The sequence below is a fragment of the Escherichia sp. MOD1-EC6021 genome, assembly GCF_002965245.1.
GTDB lineage: Bacteria > Pseudomonadota > Gammaproteobacteria > Enterobacterales > Enterobacteriaceae > Escherichia > Escherichia coli_F.
This window is the reverse complement of sequence record NZ_PTRU01000005.1, coordinates 224,644-248,066: the sequence shown is the minus strand read 5'-3', so window position 1 is coordinate 248,066 and position 23,423 is coordinate 224,644. Positions and strand designations below refer to the sequence as shown.

At 52.0% G+C, this 23,423-nt stretch carries 22 protein-coding genes; 3 read left to right on the top strand and 19 right to left on the bottom strand.

Annotation, left to right across the window (positions count from 1 at the left end; all coding sequences use genetic code 11):
• Positions 1-35 precede the first annotated feature (35 nt).
• Positions 36-860, top strand: a complete 825-nt coding sequence (locus BEB54_RS08645; RefSeq protein ID WP_105277310.1) for a YaeF family permuted papain-like enzyme — start codon at positions 36-38, stop codon at positions 858-860.
• Positions 861-889: 29 nt separating this feature from the next.
• On the opposite strand, the gene nlpE is transcribed toward BEB54_RS08645, so the two are convergent.
• Genes nlpE through BEB54_RS08630 form a run of 3 tightly spaced genes read right to left on the bottom strand, consistent with a single transcriptional unit; the run spans position 890 to position 2,578 of the window.
• Positions 890-1,600, bottom strand: a complete 711-nt coding sequence (gene nlpE / locus BEB54_RS08640) for an envelope stress response activation lipoprotein NlpE (protein WP_105277309.1) — start codon at positions 1,598-1,600, stop codon at positions 890-892.
• 13 nt (positions 1,601-1,613) lie between these two features.
• Positions 1,614-2,036, bottom strand: coding sequence for an alternative ribosome rescue aminoacyl-tRNA hydrolase ArfB (gene arfB, locus BEB54_RS08635; RefSeq protein WP_000605341.1), 423 nt, complete (start codon positions 2,034-2,036; stop codon positions 1,614-1,616).
• On the bottom strand, positions 2,033-2,578 hold the full coding sequence (locus BEB54_RS08630) for a YaeQ family protein (protein ID WP_001185281.1): 546 nt from the start codon (positions 2,576-2,578) through the stop codon (positions 2,033-2,035). The genes arfB and BEB54_RS08630 overlap by 4 nt, the downstream gene beginning before the upstream one ends.
• Before the next feature lie 165 nt (positions 2,579-2,743).
• Between BEB54_RS08630 and BEB54_RS08625 the strand changes: the two genes are divergently transcribed.
• Complete coding sequence (locus BEB54_RS08625; protein WP_000417058.1) at positions 2,744-2,944, top strand: YaeP family protein; 201 nt, start codon at positions 2,744-2,746, stop codon at positions 2,942-2,944.
• Positions 2,931-3,191 (top strand): Rho-binding antiterminator, encoded by a 261-nt coding sequence (gene rof / locus BEB54_RS08620; protein ID WP_000062318.1) that lies wholly within the window; start codon positions 2,931-2,933, stop codon positions 3,189-3,191. The genes BEB54_RS08625 and rof overlap by 14 nt, the downstream gene beginning before the upstream one ends.
• A 52-nt stretch (positions 3,192-3,243) precedes the next feature.
• Here the strand turns inward: rof and tilS are convergent, their stop codons facing one another.
• From tilS to ispC, 16 genes are all read right to left on the bottom strand, one after another.
• Positions 3,244-4,539: a tRNA lysidine(34) synthetase TilS gene (gene tilS, locus BEB54_RS08615; protein ID WP_105277308.1), complete on the bottom strand. Its 1,296-nt coding sequence runs from the start codon at positions 4,537-4,539 to the stop codon at positions 3,244-3,246.
• Between the two features lie 64 nt (positions 4,540-4,603).
• Positions 4,604-4,993, bottom strand: coding sequence for a VOC family protein (locus BEB54_RS08610; RefSeq protein WP_000901098.1), 390 nt, complete (start codon positions 4,991-4,993; stop codon positions 4,604-4,606).
• Between the two features lie 56 nt (positions 4,994-5,049).
• The gene (ldcC, locus tag BEB54_RS08605) at positions 5,050-7,191 is read right to left on the bottom strand and encodes a lysine decarboxylase LdcC (protein WP_105277307.1); all 2,142 of its coding nucleotides are present in this window, start codon (positions 7,189-7,191) and stop codon (positions 5,050-5,052) included.
• Between the two features lie 97 nt (positions 7,192-7,288).
• Positions 7,289-8,248 carry an acetyl-CoA carboxylase carboxyl transferase subunit alpha gene (accA, locus tag BEB54_RS08600; protein ID WP_000055746.1) on the bottom strand — a complete coding sequence of 320 codons (960 nt, stop codon included), beginning with the start codon at positions 8,246-8,248 and terminating at the stop codon, positions 7,289-7,291.
• A gap of 12 nt (positions 8,249-8,260) precedes the next feature.
• Positions 8,261-11,743 (bottom strand): DNA polymerase III subunit alpha, encoded by a 3,483-nt coding sequence (dnaE, locus tag BEB54_RS08595; protein ID WP_001294736.1) that lies wholly within the window; start codon positions 11,741-11,743, stop codon positions 8,261-8,263.
• A gap of 36 nt (positions 11,744-11,779) precedes the next feature.
• Positions 11,780-12,376 carry a ribonuclease HII gene (rnhB, locus tag BEB54_RS08590; protein ID WP_088541423.1) on the bottom strand — a complete coding sequence of 199 codons (597 nt, stop codon included), beginning with the start codon at positions 12,374-12,376 and terminating at the stop codon, positions 11,780-11,782.
• The gene (gene lpxB / locus BEB54_RS08585; RefSeq protein WP_088541424.1) at positions 12,373-13,521 is read right to left on the bottom strand and encodes a lipid-A-disaccharide synthase; all 1,149 of its coding nucleotides are present in this window, start codon (positions 13,519-13,521) and stop codon (positions 12,373-12,375) included. The genes rnhB and lpxB overlap by 4 nt, the downstream gene beginning before the upstream one ends.
• Positions 13,521-14,309, bottom strand: a complete 789-nt coding sequence (gene lpxA, locus BEB54_RS08580; RefSeq protein WP_000565958.1) for an acyl-ACP--UDP-N-acetylglucosamine O-acyltransferase — start codon at positions 14,307-14,309, stop codon at positions 13,521-13,523. The genes lpxB and lpxA overlap by 1 nt, the downstream gene beginning before the upstream one ends.
• Before the next feature lie 3 nt (positions 14,310-14,312).
• Positions 14,313-14,768, bottom strand: a complete 456-nt coding sequence (gene fabZ / locus BEB54_RS08575) for a 3-hydroxyacyl-ACP dehydratase FabZ (protein ID WP_000210739.1) — start codon at positions 14,766-14,768, stop codon at positions 14,313-14,315.
• Between the two features lie 104 nt (positions 14,769-14,872).
• On the bottom strand, positions 14,873-15,898 hold the full coding sequence (gene lpxD / locus BEB54_RS08570) for a UDP-3-O-(3-hydroxymyristoyl)glucosamine N-acyltransferase (RefSeq protein ID WP_001139282.1): 1,026 nt from the start codon (positions 15,896-15,898) through the stop codon (positions 14,873-14,875).
• Positions 15,899-15,901: 3 nt separating this feature from the next.
• Positions 15,902-16,387, bottom strand: coding sequence for a molecular chaperone Skp (skp, locus tag BEB54_RS08565; RefSeq protein WP_000758956.1), 486 nt, complete (start codon positions 16,385-16,387; stop codon positions 15,902-15,904).
• A gap of 121 nt (positions 16,388-16,508) precedes the next feature.
• The gene (gene bamA / locus BEB54_RS08560; protein ID WP_001240896.1) at positions 16,509-18,941 is read right to left on the bottom strand and encodes an outer membrane protein assembly factor BamA; all 2,433 of its coding nucleotides are present in this window, start codon (positions 18,939-18,941) and stop codon (positions 16,509-16,511) included.
• Between the two features lie 29 nt (positions 18,942-18,970).
• Positions 18,971-20,323 (bottom strand): sigma E protease regulator RseP, encoded by a 1,353-nt coding sequence (rseP, locus tag BEB54_RS08555; protein WP_001295561.1) that lies wholly within the window; start codon positions 20,321-20,323, stop codon positions 18,971-18,973.
• An 11-nt stretch (positions 20,324-20,334) separates the two neighbouring features.
• Positions 20,335-21,192, bottom strand: coding sequence for a phosphatidate cytidylyltransferase (gene cdsA / locus BEB54_RS08550; protein WP_000922437.1), 858 nt, complete (start codon positions 21,190-21,192; stop codon positions 20,335-20,337).
• 12 nt (positions 21,193-21,204) lie between these two features.
• Positions 21,205-21,963, bottom strand: coding sequence for a (2E,6E)-farnesyl-diphosphate-specific ditrans,polycis-undecaprenyl-diphosphate synthase (gene ispU / locus BEB54_RS08545; protein ID WP_001517776.1), 759 nt, complete (start codon positions 21,961-21,963; stop codon positions 21,205-21,207).
• Positions 21,964-22,151: 188 nt separating this feature from the next.
• Positions 22,152-23,348 (bottom strand): 1-deoxy-D-xylulose-5-phosphate reductoisomerase, encoded by a 1,197-nt coding sequence (gene ispC / locus BEB54_RS08540; RefSeq protein ID WP_032183242.1) that lies wholly within the window; start codon positions 23,346-23,348, stop codon positions 22,152-22,154.
• Positions 23,349-23,423 lie beyond the last annotated feature (75 nt).

The window sequence follows — 23,423 nt, the reverse complement described above, 5'->3', positions numbered from 1 at the left end:
AATTTCAGGACCCTTTTTTACATGGATTGTATAAAATGGATAAACCAAAGGCGCACTGGTGCCTGCTTCTCCCCTGCTTTCTTTCACTTTCGGCCTGTACCGTTGATATCAGCCAGCCAGACTCATCAGCCACAGCGGTAGATGCCGAGGCAAAAACATGGGCAGTCAAATTCCAGCATCAAAGCTCTTTCACCGAACAATCAATAAAAGAAATAACAGAACCTGATCTCAAACCCGGCGATTTACTGTTCTCCTCAAGCCTCGGGGTAACCTCATTTGGTATCCGCGTCTTCAGCACTTCCTCAGTGAGCCACGTTGCAATCTTTTTGGGAGATAATAACGTTGCAGAAGCGACAGGAGATGGCGTCCAGATTGTTTCCCTTAAAAAAGCGATGAAGCATAGTGATAAGCTTTTCGTCTTACGAGTCCCGGATCTTACCCCGCAACAAGCCACAGAAATTACCGCGTTTGCCAATAAAATCAAAGATAGCGGTTATAACTATCGCGGCATTGTCGAATTTATTCCATTTATGGTGACTCGCCAGATGTGCTCACTGAATCCGTTCTCCGAGGATTTTCGCCAACAGTGCGTCAGCGGCCTGGCGAAAGCGCAGTTAAGCAGTGTGAGCGAAGGAGACAAAAAGTCGTGGTTTTGTTCGGAATTTGTCACTGATGCATTTGCCAAAGCCGGACATCCGCTTACGCTGGCACAGTCTGGCTGGATTAGCCCTGCCGATCTGATGCATATGCGTACTGGCGATGTCTCTGCGTTTAAGCCAGAAACGCAATTAGAGTATATTGGGCACTTGAAGCCAGGGATTTATATTAAAGCGAGTCGCTTTGTTGGTCTGACTCGGTGATAAAAGCCGGAGAATGCTCCGGCGTTCAATTACTGCCCCAAACTACTGCAATCCTGGTCCGGGTAAAATTTACCTGCCGTATCAGGCGCAAATACTTTGGTCGGCGCACCAGTATCCGGATTAGCCTCAAGCGTAAAGTGACCTTCTACTGACAGTAACACCGGTTTCTCGCTGTTGCCGCGGGCAGCCAAATAGCCCCGTTCCAGCTCAGCGTTATTCGCTACCATGAAACGTTTTCCGGTCGCACAATCAGTAAAGGTTGCCGCATCAGCCATATAAAAATACATGCCGCGTAGAGTCATCGGCGTCACTGGCAGGCTGGACTTTGCCGGTTCCAGTGTATAGTTGAACTGCGATTCGATCGGATTGCCTTCACGATCGAGCATCTCCAGCGCATCTCCTTTCGCCCGATAATATGACTTTTCACCTTTACTGTCGGTTAATACCAGTTTGTCAGCGGTTCGCGCCCATGTACCGTAGGAGGCGAAAGAGGAAGGTTCTTCACGAGCCCCCAGATAACGCTCATTCATCACCCATGTTCCGTCTTTTTCGAGGAACAGAGAGGTTTCGATACCTTCGCAATCAGCACACGGCAATACGCCGCGCCAGCTTTGCGGCATCGGCTTCAGTTCAGCGGCCTGCGCCGGGGAAAGCGTATCGACTTCGGCCCGATTATTACATCCCATCAGTGTAAAGAGGCTGATTACAGCCATCGCTGTCACTATCGCTTTTTTCACCATCCATTCCTTCTTTTTATTCCCGACCGCCGCGCACTTTGCCGCGCAACGCCTTCACGCTTGATTTTTGTGCTTTCGATACCAGCCTGCGCTCTTTTGATGCGCGGGTAGGTCGTGTCGGTCGCCGGGTTTTTTGTTCTGTTGTTAATTCTTTAATCACTGCCACCAACCGTGCCAGCGCCGCTTCGCGGTTCAGTTCCTGGCTGCGATATTCCTGTGCCTTGATGACAATTACTCCATCACTGCTGATCAAATGATGGCTGGCGGCTAGCAGACGCTCTTTGTAATACTCTGGCAGGCTGGACGCTCGAATGTCAAAACGTAGATGAATAGCCGTTGAGGTCTTATTCACATGCTGCCCGCCCGCGCCCTGCGCACGAATGGCGGTGATCTCAAGCTCGCCATCGGGGATAGCCACATGTCGGGAAATCATAATCATGAAGGTTGTTGCCAGGCGATTAAGTTTACTTCCAGATTATTCTTATCATCCGATAACCAAATCACCCCATCCTGAATCGTTGCCTGCAGCGTCATGGTACGATCGGCAAAGGCGCTCACTTTTGCCAGTTGCTCGTCGTCCAGATACCAGACGGAAAGATTGGCAAACTGCGCACATTTGCTCTGATTTTGCTGCCACCAGATTTGCGCCGCCCGACTATTATAGGCAAACAGCGCCACTTCTGCGGCCTGGGTGCAGGCTTTCTTAATCCGCCGCTCATCCGGCAATCCCAGTTCAATCCACAAATCAATGCCCAGATGATCATTACGCAGCCACGCTTCCGGCTCATCATCGGCACACAAACCTCGGGTAAATTGCAGACGCTCATCGGCATATTTCAGCCACGCCAGCAGGCGCAGCATCATGCGCTCCTGTGTTTCTGAAGGGTGGCGCGCCAGCGTCAGAGAGGCATCGAGAAACTGGTTGCGGTCGAGATCGGCCACATTAACCGTCGCTTTATAAATTGTCGCTTTAAGCGCCATAAGAAAACTCCTTTCGAATCAGGAGGCCATTGTAACGGAATACGTGCAGTTGCGACGCTGATATTGCAGAAATGAGTGTGGTATAGTCACCTTGCGAAACAGAGTTTATCTTCGTAGGCTTAGACTTGCATCCACGGTTAAGTCAGAGTGCTGACAGGAGGGCATGTGGAAAAATATTGTGAGTTAATACGCAAGCGGTACGCGGAAATCGCCAGCGGAGACTTAGGATACGTTCCGGACGCGCTGGGCTGCGTTTTGAAAGTGCTGAATGAAATGGCTGCCGACGATGCCCTTTCTGAGGCTGTCAGGGAAAAAGCAGCATACGCTGCGGCAAACTTACTGGTGAGCGATTATGTCAATGAATGATACGTATCAACCAATCAATTGTGATGATTACGATAATCTTGAGCTCGCCTGCCAGCATCATTTAATGCTGACACTTGAGCTGAAAGATGGCGAAAAACTGCAGGGGAAGGCCAGCGATTTAGTCTCCCGCAAAAATGTGGAATATCTGGTCGTCGAAGCTGCTGGCGAAACCCGCGAGCTACGTCTGGATAAAATTACCAGCTTTAGCCACCCGGAAATCGGTACGGTGGTGGTGAGCGAGTCCTGATTGACTTTCGCCGGATGCGACGTTTGATGCGTCTTATCCGGCTTTCACTTAACTAAGCGTTTCGCCGCCAGACAAAACTTACGCCATTCTCACCTTCAGCCACACCTTCTTGCGTCACAAATACCTCTGCCGCTGCAATCAGCGTTTCGCCATAAAACAGCAGTGGCGTGGTGTCACGCAACCACGGCGGTACGCCCAGTTCCTGCCAGATTTTCTTTAACTTACGCCCACCATTGCGCCCGACAATATGCAGCAATCCTGGCGCTTTGAAACGCACGCTGACCGCTTCGTCTGCACGCGGAGGGCGAATATCGCCTCCCGCAGTAAGCTGTACACTTCCCAGCGCCGCCGGTAATTCCAGCGGTTGTAACCACGTCTGCCACGGCACAATGGTTTCGCTTTGCCCAGTGACGGATTTAATCCACCACAGTTGCGATTGATAGCGGCGGATTTCAAACGCCCCCAAACGTAAACAGGGGGAAGCATCTTCTCGCGCCAGCGCCACTTCCTGCCAGATCCTCACCAACGCGTCGCGGGAAGGCATCGGTGCATTCTGCCCTGCCAGCCAGCGGCGGATAATCGCCGCGCGACGGGCATCACTCATCGCCAGCATTGGCGCAATCTGCAGCGTCCCCTGCGGCGTTTGACAGTGTGCTAAATCATCTGCCAGCAGTTCATCCAGCAGGCTCTCTTGCTCAGCACAAAGTGCGGCGCTGCGGGCCGTTGCTTCGGCAAAATGCGGCCAACGCTGCTGCAATAACGGCACTACGCGTAGGCGCAGGAAGTTACGATCGTATGAGTCGTCCTGATTACTTTCGTCTTCAATCCAACGTAAACCATGCGCCAACGCCCACTGCTCCAGTTCTCCCCGTGTGCGGGCGAGCAACGGTCGGATCAGCCGCGTTCCGGCAAACTCCGAGACTTCCGCCATAGCCGAAAGCCCTGCAGGGCCGCTACCACGTTTTAACGCCAGCAGAAACGTTTCACATTGATCGTCGAGATGTTGCGCTGTAACCAGCACTTCACCAGGTAACAGGGTACGAGCAAATGCCTGATAACGTGCCTGCCGCGCCTGAGCCTCAATACCTAGCCCCTCTTGCGCAAGTTGCACACGCTCAACCACCAGCGGCACCTGCCACTGGTGGCAGATGTTCTCGCAATGCATAACCCAGGCATCGGCATTGGCACTTAAACCGTGATGCACATGAATAGCGCGCAGGGTGACGCCCGGATTTTCCGTCCGCCACTGCACCAACTGATGCAGCAGAACGGTGGAGTCAAGCCCGCCGCTAAAGGCCACCAGAATCTGGCGTGAGGTGAGAAGTTGTCTATTGAGCGTGAGTGTCATGATGGTGCGATTTTACAGTAGCAATGCCCGGCACGTTACCGGGCAAATGCCGCGATGACAAGCCTTACTGCTCATACAGTTCCAGCGGCAGCCCGTCAGGATCGTTAAAGAACGTGAAGCGTTTTTGCGTGTAGGGATCGACACGGATAGCTTCACACTTCACGTTATGGCTTTCAAGGTGCGCCACTGCCGCATCGATATCATCAACGCTAAAAGCCAGATGACGCAGGCCGCAAGCTTCCGGTCGGCTGGGGCGCTCCGGCGGGAACGGAAATGAGAAAAGCTCAATCACATATTGCCCATTAAGCGCCAAATCCCCTTTCCACGAGTCGCGCGCTTCGCGATAGACTTCGCTTTGCAGCGTGAAACCAAGAATATCGCAGTAGAAAGCTTTGCTCACCGCATAATCCGTCGCAATAATCGCAATATGATGAACTTGTTTTAAACCCAGCATAACGTCTCCTTTATTTGTTAACAGCACGTTACTCGCCCGGAAGCCGCTCTGGCAAGTTATCCCGCCATTTTTAGGACTCGTACGCGGTAAACGCCATCTTCGTCCTGTTTCGCGCCGTGAATATCCGTTTCAAAGCCGGGGTAATGTTGCCCTACGGAACAAAGCATCAGTAGAAAATCGAGTACTGTGCGGCTCTCTTTGGTCAGCATTTCTCCAGGCATCAACAGCGGTACGCCCGGTGGATAAGGCAGGATCATATTTGCCGATACCCTACCGACCAGTTGTTCCAGCGCAATAGTTTCTACTTCACCTTTAATCTGTCGTTGCCAGGCCTGATGTGGCGTCATGATCATCTCCGGCAAAGTATCAAATGCCCGCAACATCAAACCGGGAAGATCGTGTTTACGAATCAGCTTATGTATCCCTTGCGCGAGATCCTGAATACGCATATTGCGATAAAAATCGGGATCTTCTGCATAGAGATCGGGCAGCATATTTTTGATCCGCAGGTTGAGATCGTAAGAGCGCTTAAATTCCGTCAACCCACGCAATAATCCCATTGCTTTGGTTTTATCGATGCCAATACTAAAGAGAAACAGCAGGTTATAAGGGCCGGTTTTCTCTACTACGATCCCACGTTCGTCGAGGAATTTTGCCACCAGCGCCGCCGGGATCCCCTCATCGCTCATATTGCCCTGCTCGTCCATCCCCGGTGTCAAAATAGTGACTTTAACCGGATCGAGAAACATATGATCGGCATCCGCATCGTTAAAGCCGTGCCACTGTTCGCCAGGCGCAACGGGCCAGCATTCGGCTTCATCCACCTGCGGCGGTTGCCAGATATCGAAAAACCAGCCGTCAGACTCTTCCCGCAGCCGCTGGACCTCTTTGCGAAAATGCAGCGCTCGTTCTACTGAACGGTTAATCAGCCGTTTGCCCGGATTACCACGCAGCATCGCCGCCGCTGTCTCAACCGAAGCAACAATGGGATAACTGGGCGAGGTGGTGGTATGCATCATAAAGGCTTCATTAAACGCCTCTTCGTCGTACTCACCTTTAATGTGGATCAGTGATGCCTGCGACAACGCCGCCAGCATTTTGTGGGTCGATTGCGTTTCGAAGAAAACTTTTCCTGCCACCCGATCGCCACTCATACCACTTTTGCCCTGATAGATCGGATGAAAATGAGTATACGGGACCCAGGCGGAATCGAAGTGGATCGAGGGGACATCCAGCGTCTGTTTGATCCAGTCGGTGTTGTAGAGCAAGCCATCATAGGTTGAGTTGGTGATCACCGCATGAACCGGCCATTGTGCCTGCGTGGTAGCAGCGACTTTCTCTTCGATACTGTCGCGGGTAAATTCTCGTCGCGGGATCCCACCCAGAATCCCCAACGCATTACGCGTCGGTTTCAGCCAGACCGGCACTACATCGTTCATCATCAACAGATGCGCCAGTGATTTATGGCAGTTGCGGTCAATTAACAGCGTACTGCCGGATGGCGCGGCGTACATACCCACAATTTTGTTCGACGTCGATGTTCCGTTGGTGACGATATAACTCTGTTCCGCGCCGAAAGTCCGTGCGATGTACTCTTCCGCTTCCAGATGTGGCCCGGTGTGGTCGAGCAACGAACCTAGCTCGGTTACCGAAATAGAGACGTCCGCCTTGAGGGTATTCCCGCCGAAAAAATCATAAAACAGACAGCCTACCGGGCTTTTCTGATACGCGGTGCCGCCCATATGCCCCGGCGTACAAAAGGTGTACTTCCGCTCTTTGACATAAGTAAACAAGGCTTTAGTGAATGGCGGGGTAATGTTATCGAGATATTCGTTGGTGTACTGACGCATACGAATGGCGATATCTTCTGCCTGCCCCAGCGCATATTCAAAGAACCAGAGCGCCATCCGCATATCCTGCACGCTGACATCCATCGTCGAGTGAGTATTGATGAAGGCATAAAGCGGGAGATATTCATTAAGGTGATTGATATCGCTACATAAATCGAGACTGTATTCATCCCAGTCAAAAATCACGCCGCATATTCGTGGGTTGTGTTCGATAAATTTCAGCAAATCAACGCTGTTTTGTGGCCAGATAATCTGAAAACCTTGCGCCACCAGCGCCGACTCCAGTTCTTTGATGGGCTCATCTTTATAAAAGACGCCATGCGGTCCCATAATGGCAATGATATTCATGTGTTCCTCCTGGAAAATCCTTCCTTAATCATAGCCCGCTCAAACCATGGCGATAAAAAAGGGCCACCGAAGTGACCCTTTTCAGAACATTTGCGAATTACGCGTAACCGTAGCTCATCAGGCGCTGATAACGACGATTTTTTAAATCTTCAGTGCTTAACACGTCGAGATCGGCCAGATCCGCCAGCAGCTGCGCTTTCAGAGACGCCGCCATCGCTTCCGGGTTACGGTGAGCACCACCCAGCGGTTCCGGGATGATGGAGTCAATCAGTTTCAGTTCTTTCAAACGCGGAGCGATGATCCCCATCGCTTCAGCCGCCAGCGGTGCTTTGTCGGCGCTCTTCCACAGAATGGACGCGCAACCTTCCGGCGAAATAACGGAATAGGTGCTGTATTGCAACATATTCACTTTATCGCCCACGCCAATCGCCAGTGCGCCGCCAGAACCACCTTCACCGATAACGGTACAAATAGTCGGTACGCTAAGGCGAGACATTTCACGCAGATTGCGTGCAATGGCTTCAGACTGACCGCGCTCTTCTGCGCCCACGCCCGGATAAGCCCCCGGGGTGTCGATAAAGGTGATGATTGGCATCTTAAAGCGTTCAGCCATTTGCATCAGACGCAGTGCTTTGCGGTAACCTTCTGGCGCTGGCATACCAAAGTTACGGCGAATTTTTTCTTTGGTTTCACGACCTTTTTGATGACCAATGATCATCACCGGACGACCATCGAGACGGGCGATACCCCCGACGATAGCTTTATCGTCTGCATACGCGCGGTCGCCAGCCAGTTCGTCAAATTCATCAAAGGCCAGGCGAACGTAATCCAGGGTATAAGGACGCTGTGGATGGCGTGCCAGTTGCGCAATCTGCCATGCACCGAGATCGGCGAAGATTTTACGCGTCAGTTCTACGCTTTTTTCACGCAGACGATGCACTTCTTCATCGATATTAATATCCAGTTTCTCATCCTGGCGGCTAACCGCAGTCAGAGAATCGATTTTCGCTTCCAGCTCTGCAATCGGCTGTTCAAAATCAAGGAAATTCAGACTCATAGTATTCCTGTATTAGTCAAACTCCAGTTCCACCTGCTCCGAACCAATGAGGCCACGGAGATCGTTTAATAAACGATCGCTCGGAGAGACACGCCACGTCGCGCCAAAACGCAACCGCGCGCGTGCATCCGCCCTCTGATAGTAGAGATGTACTGGAATTGTCCCAGAGCGGTGGGGTTCCAGAGACTGACGGAGTCGGTTTAAAAGCTGGTCATCAATTTGCCTGTCCGTCAGCGAGATAGCAAGCCCGCGAGCATATTTTTCCCGGGCTTCGTCAATATCCATCACTTCGCGAGCGGTCATTTTAAGCCCACCGCTGAAGTCATCAAAGCTGACCTGTCCGCTGACGATAAGTATGCGGTCTTTTTCCAGCAATTGCTGGTATTTATCCAGGGCGTCAGTAAACAACATCACTTCCAGCCGCCCGGAACGGTCATCCAGCGTGCAGATACCGATACGATTGCCGCGCTTGGTGACCATAACCCGCGCAGCAACAACGAGCCCCGCAGCCGTGGTGACTTTACCACGTTCTGTCGGGTGCATGTCTTTCAGCCTTACGCCTCCGACATAACGCTCAATCTCTTTTAAATACTGGTTGATAGGGTGTCCCGTCAGGTACAGACCTAACGTTTCACGTTCCCCATCTAACACCACCTGCTCCGGCCACGGTTGGCAACTGGCGTAGGATTGTTCAATTTGTTCCGGCTCTTCTGCCAGCACGCCGAACATATCGGCCTGACCGATGGCTTCTGCTTTCGCGTGTTGATCAGCCGCCTTTAACGCATCGCCCAGCGAGTTCATCAGCGCCGCACGGTGTGGCCCAAGACGGTCAAACGCCCCGGACATGATCAGTTTTTCCAGCACTCGCCGGTTTAACTTTTTGGTGTCTGTACGGGCGCAGAGATCAAACAGTTCACGGAAATAGCCGCCTTTATTACGGGCTTCGATGATCGCCTCAATCGGACCTTCACCTACCCCTTTGATCGCGCCAATACCATACACGATTTCGCCGTCGTCGTTGACGTGGAAATGGTAAAGACCGGAGTTTATATCTGGTGGCAGGATTTTCAGCCCCATCCGCCAGCACTCATCCACCAGGCCCACCACCTTCTCGGTGTTGTCCATATCGGCGGTCATTACTGCCGCCATAAACTCCGCTGGATAGTGCGCTTTCAGCCATAACGTTTGATATGAAACCAAAGCATAGGCCGCAGAGTGCGATTTGTTAAATCCGTAACCAGCGAATTTCTCCACCAGGTCGAAGATTTTCATCGCCAGTTCGGCGTTGATCCCGTTCTTTTCTGCGCCTTCAGCAAATACAGAACGCTGCTTGGCCATCTCTTCCGGCTTTTTCTTACCCATCGCACGACGCAGCATATCCGCGCCACCGAGGGTATAACCAGAAAGCACCTGGGCAATCTGCATGACCTGTTCCTGATACAGGATGATGCCGTAGGTTGGCTCCAGTACCGGTTTCAGGCTTTCATGCTGCCACTGCACGTCCGGATAGGAGATCTCTTCGCGACCATGTTTACGGTCGATAAAGTTATCCACCATCCCTGATTGCAACGGGCCGGGGCGGAACAGTGCCACCAGTGCGATCATATCTTCGAAGCAGTCAGGTTGCAGGCGCTTGATCAGGTCCTTCATGCCGCGCGATTCAAGCTGGAATACCGCCGTGGTTTCCGAGCGTTGCAGCATGTCGAAGCTTTTCTTGTCATCCAGCGGGATCGCGGCGATATCCAGCGGCGGCTCGCCATTCTTTGCCCGCCGCTTGTTGATCATCTCCAGCGCCCAGTTGATGATGGTGAGCGTACGCAAACCAAGGAAGTCGAACTTCACCAGTCCGGCGTATTCAACGTCGCTTTTATCAAACTGGGTGACCGGATGTTTGCCCTCTTCATCGCAATAAAGCGGCGCAAAATCGGTAATTTTAGTCGGCGCGATAACCACCCCACCGGCGTGCTTACCAGCGTTACGGGTGACCCCTTCCAGTTTGCGCGCCATGTCGATCAGCGCCTTAACTTCTTCGTCCGCTTCGTAGATTTCCGGCAGTTGCGGCTCGGCTTCAAACGCTTTCGCCAGCGTCATCCCCGGATCTGGCGGGATCAGTTTCGAGATACGATCGACAAAGCCGTACGGATGCCCCAGCACGCGGCCTACGTCGCGGATCACCGCTTTTGCCGCCATTGTACCGAAGGTGATGATCTGCGATACCGCATCACGGCCGTACATATCTGCCACGTGTTCGATAACCTGGTCGCGTTTTTCCATACAGAAGTCAACGTCGAAGTCAGGCATGGAGACACGTTCCGGGTTAAGGAAACGTTCGAACAGCAGGTCAAATTCCAACGGATCGAGGTCGGTGATTTTTAACGCGTAAGCCACCAGTGACCCTGCACCAGAACCACGGCCTGGCCCTACCGGTACGCCGTTATCTTTCGACCACTGGATAAATTCCATAACGATGAGGAAGTAACCCGGGAAGCCCATCTGGTTGATAACCTGAAGTTCAGTATCCAGACGCTCGTCATACTCCGGGCGACGCTTAAGACGTTCTTCCTCGTCAGGGAATAAAAATGCCAGACGCTCTTCCAGGCCTTCTTTTGCACGCTTGACCAGATAATCTTCGGTGCTCATGTCCCCGGTCGGGAACTGCGGCAGGAAGTATTCACCCAGACGCACAGTCACGTTACAGCGTTTGGCGATCTCAACAGTGTTGGCAAGGGCTTCGGGGATGTCGGCAAACAGCTCGCACATCTCCTCTTCGCTGCGCATATATTGCTGCGGCGAATAATTACGCGGGCGTTTGGGATCGTCGAGAGTAAAGCCGTCATGGATCGCGACGCGGATTTCGTGCGCGTCAAAGTCGCTGCTGTCGATAAAGCGCACGTCATTGGTCGCCACGACGGGCAAACCGCGCGCTTCCGCCAGTTCCACTGCCGCGTGCAGATAACTTTCTTCGTCCGGCCTGCCGGTTCGGATCAGTTCGAGAAAATAGCGATCCGGGAAGTGCTCTTCATAAAACGCAACGCACTCATCTACCAGCGCGCTGTTACCACGCAAAAGACTGCGCCCGACGTCGCCCATGCGCCCGCCGGAAAGGAGGATCAGCCCTTCGTTTAATTCGATAAGCCAGTCGCGATCGATGATAGGCCCAGCGGCACCGTACCCGCGCTGATACGCTTTTGAGATCAGCAACGTCAGATTCTGATAGCCGATATTGTTCGCCGCCAGCACCGTCAGGTGGGTTAACTCATCACCCAGCAGGTCGCACTGGACATTAAAATCTGCCCCGACGATGGGCTTAATCCCTGCGCCATGTCCCGCTCCGTAGAACTTCACCAGACCGCAAAGGTTGGTGAAATCGGTGATCGCCAGTGCTGGCATACCCAACGCCGCCGCCTTTTTTACCAGCGGCGCGGTTTTGGCCAGGCCATCGATCATCGAGTAGTCGCTATGCACCCGCAGGTGTACGAAACGTGGTTCAGACATCTTCAGATTCCGGTTTACTTAATCTCGACACAAGAATCAGGACGCAAGTCCCAGTGCGCGTTTGACAGGCCCAAAGCTACGACGATGATATTCAGTCGCGCCATATTCAGCCAGTTTTTCCAGATGAAAAGCAGTTGGATACCCTTTGTGCTGGGCAAAACCATATTGCGGGAAAACAATATCCAGCGCCGCCATTTCAGCGTCGCGCGTGACTTTCGCCAGGATAGACGCGGCACTGATTTCCGGTACGCGGCTATCGCCTTTCACCACTGCCATCGCAGGCATCGGTAATTTTGGGCAGCGGTTACCATCAATCAACACATATTCTGGCGCAATATGCAGCCCCGCGACGGCGCGCTGCATCGCCAGCATGGTCGCGTGTAAAATATTCAGCTCGTCGATTTCGTGGGGTTCCGCGCGGCCCAGACTCCAGCTCAACGCTTTCTCTTTGATCTCTTCGCAGAGCGCCAGACGGCGTTTTTCGCTCAGCTTTTTGGAATCATTCAGCCCGGCAATCGGGCGCGCCGGGTCAAGGATCACCGCAGCGGTGACGACCGCGCCAACTAACGGCCCGCGTCCGACTTCATCCACACCCGCAACCAGATGCGTGTGCGGATAAACAAATTCGATCATTGTGCTAACTCCAGAACGGCTTGTGCCGCCTGCTCATCGGCATTGCAGCGGATCTGCTGATGCAGTTCACGGAAGGTATCGTGCATCGCGTGACTGGTTTTCCCATTCGCCAACAGCGGTAACAGCGCCGCAGCCAGTTTTTGCGGCTCACACTCTTCCTGCAATAACTCTTTGACTAACTCTCTGCCCGCCAGCAAATTTGGCAGCGAGACATACTCGGTTTTCACCAGCCGCTTCGCCAGCCAGAAGGTAAAAGGCTTCATGCGATATCCCACCACCATCGGGCATTTCGCCAGCATGCACTCCAGGGCTGCCGTACCCGACGCCAGTAGCGCCGCATCACTGGCGACCATCGCCTCACGGCCCATTCCATCCAGCAGATGAACAGCAAGGTCCGGTGCGACTTCAGCTTTAATACGCTCAAACTGCTCGCGGCGTTTGGCATTCACCAGCGGCACCACGATCTCGAGATCGGGATATGTCTGACGCAAAAGCTGGGCCGTTTTCAGGAAATCGGCACTCAGCATCTCCACTTCCGCACCACGACTTCCCGGCAGCAACGCAAGACAGTGAGCATCGTGAGGGATCCCCAGCACATCACGGGCGGCATTTTTATCTGGATCTAACGGCATGGCATCAGCCATGGTGTGACCGATAAAACGGCACGGCACGTTGTATTTGTCATAAAACGCTTTTTCGAAAGGCAGAAATGCGAGCACCAGATCGGTGGCTCTGCCTATTTTGAAAACGCGTTTCTGTCGCCACGCCCAGACGGACGGACTGACGTAATGAATGGTTTTGATACCCTGCTTTTTAAGATTACCTTCGAGGGTAATATTGAAGTCAGGTGCATCAATGCCGACAAAAACATCTGGCTTCAGTTCGCCAAAACGCTTTGTCAGATCGGCACGAATATGCAGTAAGCGACGCAGACGACCGAGCACTTCAACAATGCCCATCACCGCCAGCTCTTCCATTTCGTACCAGGCTTCGCAGCCTTCAGCCTGCATCCGTGGCCCGGCAACGCCAACAAAGCGGGCGTTGGGCACACGTTTTTTCAGAGCACGGATTAAACCGGCCCCCAGGATATCGCCGGAGGTTTCTCCGGCGACCAGGGCAATCGTTAATGGACGCTGTTCAGTCATTAACGAATCAGACCGCGCGTTGAGCGTGCAAAGAAATCGGTAAAGGCTTTTACTTCCGGATATGTTTCCGCCAGTTCGGCAATTTCCGGTTTCACTTCATCGAGCGTTTTACCGCTGCGATAAATCAGCTTATACGCATTGCGGATAGCGGTAATCGCCTCACGGCTGAATCCGCGGCGCTTCAGCCCTTCGATGTTGACACCGAACGGCGTTGCGTGGTTACCCTGCGCAATGACATAAGGAGGGACGTCCTGCGCCACACCGGAACAACCGCCAACCATCACGTGTGCACCAATGATGCAGAACTGATGGACTGCGGTCATGCCGCCGATGATCGCGAAGTCGTCTACCGATACATGACCCGCCAGCGTTGCGTTGTTGGCGAGGATGCAGCGGTTACCTACCGTACAATCGTGCGCAATGTGCGCGTTGATCATCAGTAAGTTGTCGCTGCCCACCTTCGTCAATCCACCGCCCTGGACTGTGCCACGATGAATGGTGACGCTTTCGCGAATGCGGTTACGATCGCCGATTTCCACACGGGTCGGTTCGCCAGCATATTTAAGATCCTGGTTGACTTCGCCGATGGAGGCGAACTGATAAATCTCATTGTCGCGGCCAATTTTAGTATGACCATTCACGACAACGTGAGATTTCAGTACGGTACCCTCACCAATTTCGACATGGGGTCCAACGATACAAAAAGGACCAATGTGAGCATTGGCGGCAATCGATGCGCCCTCTTCCACAATGGCGGTTGGATGCACAAAGGCGGATTTATCAATCACGTATCAGGCCTCCCGGCTACGAGCACACATCATCGTTGCTTCGCAAACTACTTTACCGTCGACCAGAGCAACCCCTTTAAAACGGGTCAGGCCGCGGCGCGTTTTTTCGAAAGTGACTTCCATGATCATTTGATCGCCTGGCACGACCGGGCGCTTGAAGCGCGCTTCGTCAATACCGGCGAAGTAGTACAGCTCGCCCGGTTCCAGTTTTCCTACGCTCTTAAACGCCAGAATACCTGTTGCCTGTGCCATTGCTTCCAGAATAAGCACACCCGGGAAAATCGGTTTTCCAGGAAAATGGCCCTGGAAGAATGGCTCATTGACAGAGACATTTTTTACTGCGCGCAGAAAACGACCTTCTTCAAAATCCAGCACGCGATCCACCAGTAAGAACGGGAAACGGTGCGGCAGAAGTTCTAAAATCTCTTCAATCTGCAGAGTATGAGTGTTAGTAGTCAAGATACTCTTCCTGTCAAAATATAAGAAACGACAATAATAACACGGCCTGCCGCAATCGTAAGAATGAGACAGGCCGTAAAGTTTGGCGAACAAAAGATGGAACGTTAGTCTTGTTGATTAACCTTGCGCTCAAGCGATTTCAAACGCTTGCTCATGTCATCAATGTTCATCACCAGTGCAGCGGTTTTGCGCCAGACTTTGTTGGGTTGCAGCGGAATGCCTGAGGAATAGACGCCTGGTTCAGTGATGGGACGCATCACCATACCCATGCCCGTAACCGTCACTTTGTCGCATATTTCCATATGCCCGTTGATTACGCTGGCTCCGCCGATCATGCAGTAACGACCAATTTTCAGGCTGCCCGCCATAATGACGCCACCGGCAACCGCCGTATTGTCGCCAATCACGACGTTATGTGCAATCTGGCACTGGTTATCAATGATCACACCATTGCCAATAACGGTGTCATCCAGCGCACCGCGATCGATAGTAGTACAGGCACCGATCTCCACGCGATCGCCAATAATTACGCGACCAATCTGTGGGATCTTCACCCAGTTACCCCGATCGTTGGCATAGCCAAAGCCGTCTGCGCCTACCACTGTTCCAGACTGGATCAGGCAATTCTGACCGATCTGGATCTCATGGTAAATGGTTACGTTCGCCCAGAGACGCGAACCTGCACCGATTTTGCTGTTTTTACCTACGAAGCAACCGGCACCGATAATCACGTTATCGCCCAGTTCAACGCCGGACTCAATCACCGCGTTAGCGCCAATCGATACGTTGTTACCCAGCTTCGCCGTCGCGTCAATCACTGCACTGGGTGCAATGTTCTGCGCGGGCTGCGGCGTGGTATCTAAAATTTGCGCCATGCGCGCGTAAGTCAGGTAGGGGTTCTTCACTACCAGCGCGGCACTTTTCGCGAAAGGAAGATCGTCCTGGGTCATGACAACCGCGGACGCCTGGCACAAGCCTAAATGCTCACGGTATTTTGGGTTAACCATGAACGTGATGTGACCTGTTTGTGCAGATTGCATGGACGCAACGCCGGTGATGACGATATCGCCATCACCGTGTAGTTCTGCATCCAACTGCTGCGCTAAATCAGCCAGTCGAATTGAAGGCATTACTTATTTAACCTGTTTCAGTACGTCAGCAGTGATGTCTTTTACATCGCTGCTGTTGTAAGCAACGGCGTTTGCATCAACAACCAGATCGATATCCTGGCTGTTGGCAACGGATTTCACAGCAGTCTGGATACGAGTAACCAGTTTGCCGCGTTCTTCGTTGGAACGACGAGCGCGATCCTGCTCAAAAGCCTGCGCTTTCTGAGCAAAAGTCTGGCGCTGAGCCATCACGTCTTTTTCCAGTTTGGTACGATCGCTGCCCGCTTTCATGGACTGCAGCTTTTTCATTTTAGCCTGCAGATCGGTTTCCATACGCTGCAGTTCGCTGGCACGGCCTTTGAACTCATTTTCCAGCGTGTTAGAAACACCGGTTTTCTGCGCTACCTGCTGGAACAGGCTGCCCATATTGACGATTGCAATTTTGTCAGCCGCCTGAGCAGAAGTTGCCAGTGCTAAACCGAGACCTGCAGCTAATAACCACTTTTTCACAATAAACTCCTTACCATCCCATTTGCACCGGAGGGTGCAGTTCTTTGCGTGGCCCGGCGATCTTATATTGATCGCCTAAAGTCATCGCTACACTACCACTACATTCCTTTGTGGAGAACACTTACCAGGTTTTACCGATGTTAAACTGGAACTGTTCTGCCTTGTCTCCATCGTACTTTTTGAACGGCTGGGCGTAGGAGAACACCAACGGCCCCAATGGGGACATCCATTGTAATGCGATACCCGCAGACATACGGATATTGCTTGGATCACTATAGTCCGGATATCCAGAATATTGGCTGGAATCCCAGTTTGTATCCCAAACGGTACCCATATCCCAGAAGAAGGAAGTACGAACCGAGTTAGCATACTTGTCGCTAATGAACGGCGTCGGGGTGATGAACTCGAGGCTGGCAACCGCCATAGCGTTACCGCCTACAGCATCATCCGATTTACACAGGTCTTTCGCGCCGTCCTGAGTCGCACATTCGTAATCATAGTCCGGATCATAATTACTGGCCTGATGCGGGAAGTAAACTGCTTTCGGACCAATGGTATTGGACTGGAAGCCACGCACGGTGCTGGAACCACCGGCATAGAAGTTCTCGTAGAACGGCATCTCTTTGCCGCCTAAACCATCACCATAACCCCAGCGGGTACGACCCAGAACAACCCATTTGTGATCGTCATCGATCGGCACATAAGTCGCCGTGTCTAACGTCACTTTGTAGTATTCGTTATCCGATCCCGGAATGGTCACTTTACCGGTCAGGTTGACACGTGAACCATCTGTCGGGAAGTAACCACGGTCAAGCTTGTTATAGGTCCAACCATAGTTGAACGTGAAGTCGTCCGTTTTGAAGCTGTTATCCTGATCAGAGGTACTCGGATGTTCACCCATAGAGTACAGATAACGCCACATCGCAACCTGAGGCTGCATGTTGGACAGGGAGTTATGTACATAACCCAGACCTGCACGCAGCGAGTTATATTCGTTAATCGGGAAGCCCAACGTCACGTCTGTACCATAACTCTTGTTGGTATAGTCGGACAGGTCGGCGTCATCTGCCTGGAAGTCATTATAGAAGAGACGACCACCGAGGCTTACGCCATCTACGGTGAAGTACGGGTTGGTTACCGACAGTTCAGCATAGGTCTGGTAATCGTTTTTGGTCCCATTGATACCAACAGCATAACCCGTACCTAACCAGTTATCCTGTTGCACACCAGCCTGGAAGCTCACGCCACTTTCAGTACCGTAACCAATCCCGAAGTTGAAGCTACCGGTGTTACGTTCTTTCACCTTGTAGACTACATCAACCTGGTCCGGGCTACCCGGAACACGTTGGGTATCGGTATCGACAGTTTCAAAGAAGCCCAGACGATTCAGACGCTCCTTACCCTGATCGACCAGATCGCTCCCCAGCCATGCACCTTCCATCTGACGCATTTCGCGACGCAGGACGGCATCTTTCGAGGTATCGTTACCTTCAAAACGGATCTTACGCACATAGAAACGGTTACCCGCATCAACGTTCACACGTAATTTAACGGTTTTGTCAGCATCGTTAATTTCAGGCATCGACTGTACGCGCGGATAGGCATAACCGTAGCGACCGAGAAGCTTTTTAATGTCATCTTCCATTTTGGTCACTTTGGTGCCGTTATACAGCTCACCCGGCTCGATCTTAGTCAACTGCTCAATTTCAGCGGAGTGCCCGGCAAGGTTACCGCTCACTTCAACGCCAGAAAGCTTGTATTGATCGCCTTCGGTGATGTTCACCGTGACGTAAATACCTTTTTTATCTGGCGTCAGACTGACCTGGGTAGAGTCAATGTTGAAACGAGCATAACCGCGATCCAGATAGTAGCTGCGCAGGGTTTCAAGGTCGCCCGCCAGTTTCTGTTTCTGGTATTTACGATCGCCTACCACGTTCCACCACGGCACTTCGTCACGCAGTTGGAAATGAGAGATCAGTTCGTCGGTGGTGAAAGCATGGTTACCAACAATGTTAATTTGCTGGATTTCAGCTGACACACCTTCCTGGAACACCAGCTTGAGGTCAACACGGTTGCGCGGCAGCGGGGTCACGACAGCTTTAACGCTGGCGCTATATTTACCGACGCTGTAGTAGAAGTCTTCCAGACCTTTCTCGATATCGGCAATGGTGGTGCGATCGAGGGATTCGCCCACACGCACGCCAGAAGCCTCGAGGTTTTGCTTCAGCATGTCATCTTTCACCGATTTGTTACCGGAGAAAGTAATGCTGGCAATGGTCGGACGTTCTTTTACCTGAACCAGAAGGGTATCACCATCACGAAGGACGCGAACATCCTCAAAGTTGCCGGTAGCAAACAGAGCGCGAATGGTATTACTGATATCTTCATCATTAACCGTGTCGCCTGTGCGCACCGGCATACTGAGGAGGGCCGCACCAACGGCGACACGCTGAAGGCCTTCGAAATGAATATCTTTCACTACGAACCCTTCAGCACCGTATACGGTGGCGCTGCTAAACAGCAGCGACGCTATGAGCAACTTTTTCATCGCCATCGTTATTATGCGTTCTTCCTAACTAACTCTCATAACCGAGAGAAATCATTGAAAAGTGCAAGCCCCATTAACAGCACCAGCAGAATCGAGCCAATGCGATAACAAAAGTCTTGAACCCGCTCGGATACCGGTCCGCCCTTGATCTTTTCGATCGCAAGGAACAGCAGATGCCCCCCATCAAGTACGGGCAACGGAAACAGGTTAATTATCCCTAAGTTCACGCTAATAAGCGCAAGAAACGGCAGGTAATAAACAACCCCGAGTTCCGCTGTCATCCCAGCCCCCTTGGCGATAGAGATCGGCCCACTGAGGTTGTTCAGTTTCACATCACCGGTGATCAATTTTCCCAGCATACTGACCGTCAGCTTCATCAGCTGCCACGTTTTGTCCGTGGCTTCGACGATGGCGTTGAACGGCCCATACTGGCGTACAACTTTATACTCATCTGGCAAAGGAATGACTTTCGGCTCAATACCGACAAAACCAATCGCCTTACCATTACCCGGTTTACTCTCCGGGATTAATGTCAAAGACAAGGGACTCCCCTGTCTTTCGATTTCTAACGCTAAGGATTTACCCGGGTTATCCCGGACAAGCATCACAAAGGTCACCCACTGCGTTAAGGGCTGACCATCGACTTTAACGATCCTGTCGCCTGCTTGCAAACCTGCCTTGCTTGCCGCCGAGTTTGGCTGCACATTTTCCAGTACAGGTTCAATTTGCGGGCCACGAGGACGAATCCCCAGCGAAGATACCGGATCTTCTTTATCAGGCTCAAACGCCCAGTGACGTAAATCGAGCTTTACATCCCGTCGTTGGTCGCTGCCAAATGGCGCTACCGTAATGGTGGTGCTTTCATCGCCAATTTTATCGACCAACTGCAAACGCACGGCATCCCAATCAGGCGTTTCGATACCATCTACGGCTTTTAGTTCCGTACCTGGTGCAATTTGTGCTTCCGCAGCTATCGAATTGGCTGCTATTTCGCCAACCACCGGACGTACGCCAGGTACACCAATAATAAAAACCAGCCAGTAGGCAAAGATAGCAAAAATGAAGTTTGCAACCGGACCTGCGGCAATAATCGCCGCACGTTGGCCGACAGATTTATTATTGAAGGCATGGTGGCGGAGTTCCGGAACAACCGGTTCTGCGCGCTCATCCAGCATTTTGACATAACCGCCCAACGGGATCAGGGCGATGACATATTCGGTGCCTAGCTTATCAGTTCGGCGCCAGAGCGCCTTGCCAAAACCTATTGAGAAACGCTCAACGCGAACACCACAACGCCGGGCAACCCAGAAATGACCAAATTCATGCACGGTGATAAGTACACCCAGTGCAACGATGAACGAAGCCAAATCCCAGAGAAAACTCAGCATATTACCTTCCGTTAAAGCGTCCTGAATACCAGTAACAACAAGCAAGCAAAGACCGGTACCGCAGCCGTCAGACTATCAATACGATCTAAAATACCACCGTGTCCTGGAATTAAATGACCGCTGTCCTTAATTCCTGCTTCACGCTTAAACATACTCTCGGTCAGATCGCCGAGCACTGAGGCTAACGCTGCGACAATAGAGCAAATGAGTAAGGTGACGGGAGCGACGTCGAGATTCGCCCACATGCCATAACCCCATGAGATTACCGCTGCAGTTGCGAGTCCACCGATAAAGCCTTGCCAGGTTTTACCCGGAGAAACCTTCGGTGCCAGCTTATGTTTACCAAACAATTTGCCAAACATATATGCGCCAGAGTCAGCGCCCCATACCAGGATCATGACATAGAGCAGCCATATTGCGCCACTGTAATGATTCTCGTCGTAGTGCCAGGCCCGTAACGCCAGCATGCCCCAGAAGAAGGGAACAATGGTTAGCACGCCAAAAATAATGCGCAATGTTTTAGAGTTACGCCAGATTGCTGCGGAACCTGGGTAAAACAGCACCAGCAATAGCGCGACAATCCACCAACCCAGCGAAGCCCAAAGTGAGATTTCAACCAGCGGTTGATGAATATTTCGGTGATATTCCGGCAACAGAAAAAGCATCAGCGCCAACAATAACCCACATAACACCGCCAACCATACTCGCTGCGAGCGAGTGGTAAAACCGCTAAGCTGTCCCCATTCCCACGCTGCCAGCATGCAGACCACCAGCGTTACAATGGCGAACCCCACCGGCGGCAACAGAAACAACGCCGCGATGACGACGGGTATTAACACAAAAGCAGATATCAGGCGATACTTCAGCAAAAGCGACCCCCATCAGGCTGTTTCATCACCGGGCTCGGTGCCGCCGAAACGACGCTCTCGATTAGCAAAGGCATTTAACGCCCCTTCAAAGTCTTGTTCATCGAAATCGGGCCAGAGAACATCTGTAAAGTAAAGTTCGGCATAGGCAATTTGCCAAAGCAAAAAGTTACTAATGCGATGCTCCCCCCCAGTCCTAATTACTAAATCTACAGGGGCCAGTTCATGCATACAGACATGCTGGTTTAGCATCTCTTCATCTATCTGATCTGGTTGCAGGTTTCCTTGCTGCACCTTTTCAGCCAGTTGCCTGACTCCCTGGACTATATCCCAACGTCCACCGTAGTTCGCCGCAATATTCAGCGTTAGACCGGTATTTCCGGCTGTTAGCGCTTCCGATTTACGAATACGTTCTTGCAAACGCGAGTTAAAGCGACTGGTATCGCCAATAATACGCAGACGCACGTTATGTCGGTGCAGACTCTTTACTTCGCTATCAAGCGCCCACACAAACAGTTCCATTAACGCACTGACTTCCTGCGCTGGTCGGTTCCAGTTTTCACTACTAAAGGCATACAGCGTTAACGCCTCAATACCGTTGTTGGCCGCAAAAGAGACAGCCCGGCGGACGGATTTTGCCCCGGCTTTATGCCCAAAGGCACGAATCTTCCCTTGCTTTTTTGCCCAGCGACCATTGCCGTCCATAATGATCGCAACATGACGACAGCCATGTACTGGCAATTTTTCGCTAAGTGGTTGAGTAGCAGACAACATCACGCGTTTCTTATTCCCTGACAGGGTTTACGGTACTCAGGAATACTGAAGCCTATACAAAAAAAAGCCGTGTAAAACCACGGCATACCTGACCTTATAAAGCCAACTACTTATGGTCAGATGGCGCAGACTATATCACTGAAGCCCTACGCTAACAAATAGCACGACTCTCTGTAGCCGGATTATCCTCAGCTTGCGAGACGCGTCACCTCTTTTCTGGCGACTTCACGCGCGTTCGTATCAACAGATAACACATCGTCCACGCATTGTGGTTCGCGCATATCCATTTTTTCCAGTACGGATAAATTCAACGCGGCGATATCCGTAAAGCGGATTTGTTGCGCAAGAAAGGCTGCAACGGTGATTTCGTTTGCGGCATTCAATGCAGTCGTCGCAGCCTGGCCTTGTTCGAACGCGTCCATTGCCAGTTTAAGGCATGGATAGCGATCATAATCCGGTGCGGCAAATGTCAACGCACTGAGTTTGCAAAAATCGAGCGGCTTCACACCAGAGTTCACGCGATTCGGCCAGGCCATGGTGTGGGCAATTGGCGTACGCATATCCGGTTCACCCAACTGCGCCAGAACACTGCCGTCCTGATAACGCACCATTGAGTGAATCACTGACTGCGGATGAATCAGCACTTCCATCTGGCTGGCACTGGCGTTAAACAACCAACGCGCTTCAATGTATTCCAGACCTTTGTTCATCATGGTAGCCGAATCGACAGAAATTTTACGCCCCATCGACCAGTTCGGATGACGGCAGGCTTGATCCGGCGTCATTGTTGCCAAATCGCGCAATGGCGTCTCACGGAAAGGGCCACCAGACCCGGTAAGCAAAATGGACACCACGCCATTTTGCTCAAGGTCAGCGTATCCCAGATTATGCTGGATAGGTTGCGGTAAACTCTGAAAAATGGCGTTATGTTCGCTATCGACTGGTAACAATTGCGCTTTGCTCTGCTTTACGGCGTCCATAAACAGACGTCCGCAAGTGACCAGTGATTCTTTATTGGCCAGCAAAATGGTTTTACCCGCGCGGATCGCAGCAAGCGTAGGTAACAGGCCAGCTGCGCCAACAATGGCTGCCATCACCTGATCAACATCCTCAAGCGCTGCCATATCGCAAGCGGCTTGTTGCCCACTTAAGACTTCGGTGCGGCTACCCTGTTGCTGTAGCATCGTTTTAAGAAGTTTCGCACTCGCTTCATCGTCCATTACAGCATAGCGGGGAGAGAATTCCAGGCACTGTTCTACCATGCGAGTGACATTTTTGCCTGCCACCAGCGCAACTACGCGGAAGTGTTCGGGATTATGGCGCACCACGTCCAGCGTGCTGCAACCAATCGAGCCGGTCGAGCCCAGAATGGTGAGTTGCTTCATGAAACATCCAGAGTTGAGACAGAATAAAAAGCAAAACGCCGCCAGCCGATCCGCAAGGATCTACTGAGCGGCGTT

Excerpts from the sequence above, each read along its gene's own strand:
- rseP (WP_001295561.1), bottom strand. The coding sequence starts at position 20,323 with ATGCTGAGTTTTCTCTGGGATTTGGCTTCGTTCATCGTTGCACTGGGT.
- BEB54_RS08610 (WP_000901098.1), bottom strand. The coding sequence starts at position 4,993 with ATGCTGGGTTTAAAACAAGTTCATCATATTGCGATTATTGCGACGGAT.
- BEB54_RS08630 (WP_001185281.1), bottom strand. The coding sequence starts at position 2,578 with ATGGCGCTTAAAGCGACAATTTATAAAGCGACGGTTAATGTGGCCGAT.
- accA (WP_000055746.1), bottom strand. The coding sequence starts at position 8,248 with ATGAGTCTGAATTTCCTTGATTTTGAACAGCCGATTGCAGAGCTGGAA.
- tilS (WP_105277308.1), bottom strand. The coding sequence starts at position 4,539 with ATGACACTCACGCTCAATAGACAACTTCTCACCTCACGCCAGATTCTG.
- ispC (WP_032183242.1), bottom strand. The coding sequence starts at position 23,348 with ATGAAGCAACTCACCATTCTGGGCTCGACCGGCTCGATTGGTTGCAGC.
- rof (WP_000062318.1), top strand. The coding sequence starts at position 2,931 with ATGTCAATGAATGATACGTATCAACCAATCAATTGTGATGATTACGAT.
- ispU (WP_001517776.1), bottom strand. The coding sequence starts at position 21,963 with ATGTTGTCTGCTACTCAACCACTTAGCGAAAAATTGCCAGTACATGGC.
- arfB (WP_000605341.1), bottom strand. The coding sequence starts at position 2,036 with ATGATTATGATTTCCCGACATGTGGCTATCCCCGATGGCGAGCTTGAG.
- rnhB (WP_088541423.1), bottom strand. The coding sequence starts at position 12,376 with ATGATCGAATTTGTTTATCCGCACACGCATCTGGTTGCGGGTGTGGAT.
- dnaE (WP_001294736.1), bottom strand. The coding sequence starts at position 11,743 with ATGTCTGAACCACGTTTCGTACACCTGCGGGTGCATAGCGACTACTCG.
- lpxB (WP_088541424.1), bottom strand. The coding sequence starts at position 13,521 with ATGACTGAACAGCGTCCATTAACGATTGCCCTGGTCGCCGGAGAAACC.
- bamA (WP_001240896.1), bottom strand. The coding sequence starts at position 18,941 with ATGGCGATGAAAAAGTTGCTCATAGCGTCGCTGCTGTTTAGCAGCGCC.
- BEB54_RS08645 (WP_105277310.1), top strand. The coding sequence starts at position 36 with ATGGATAAACCAAAGGCGCACTGGTGCCTGCTTCTCCCCTGCTTTCTT.
- lpxD (WP_001139282.1), bottom strand. The coding sequence starts at position 15,898 with ATGCCTTCAATTCGACTGGCTGATTTAGCGCAGCAGTTGGATGCAGAA.
- nlpE (WP_105277309.1), bottom strand. The coding sequence starts at position 1,600 with ATGGTGAAAAAAGCGATAGTGACAGCGATGGCTGTAATCAGCCTCTTT.
- ldcC (WP_105277307.1), bottom strand. The coding sequence starts at position 7,191 with ATGAATATCATTGCCATTATGGGACCGCATGGCGTCTTTTATAAAGAT.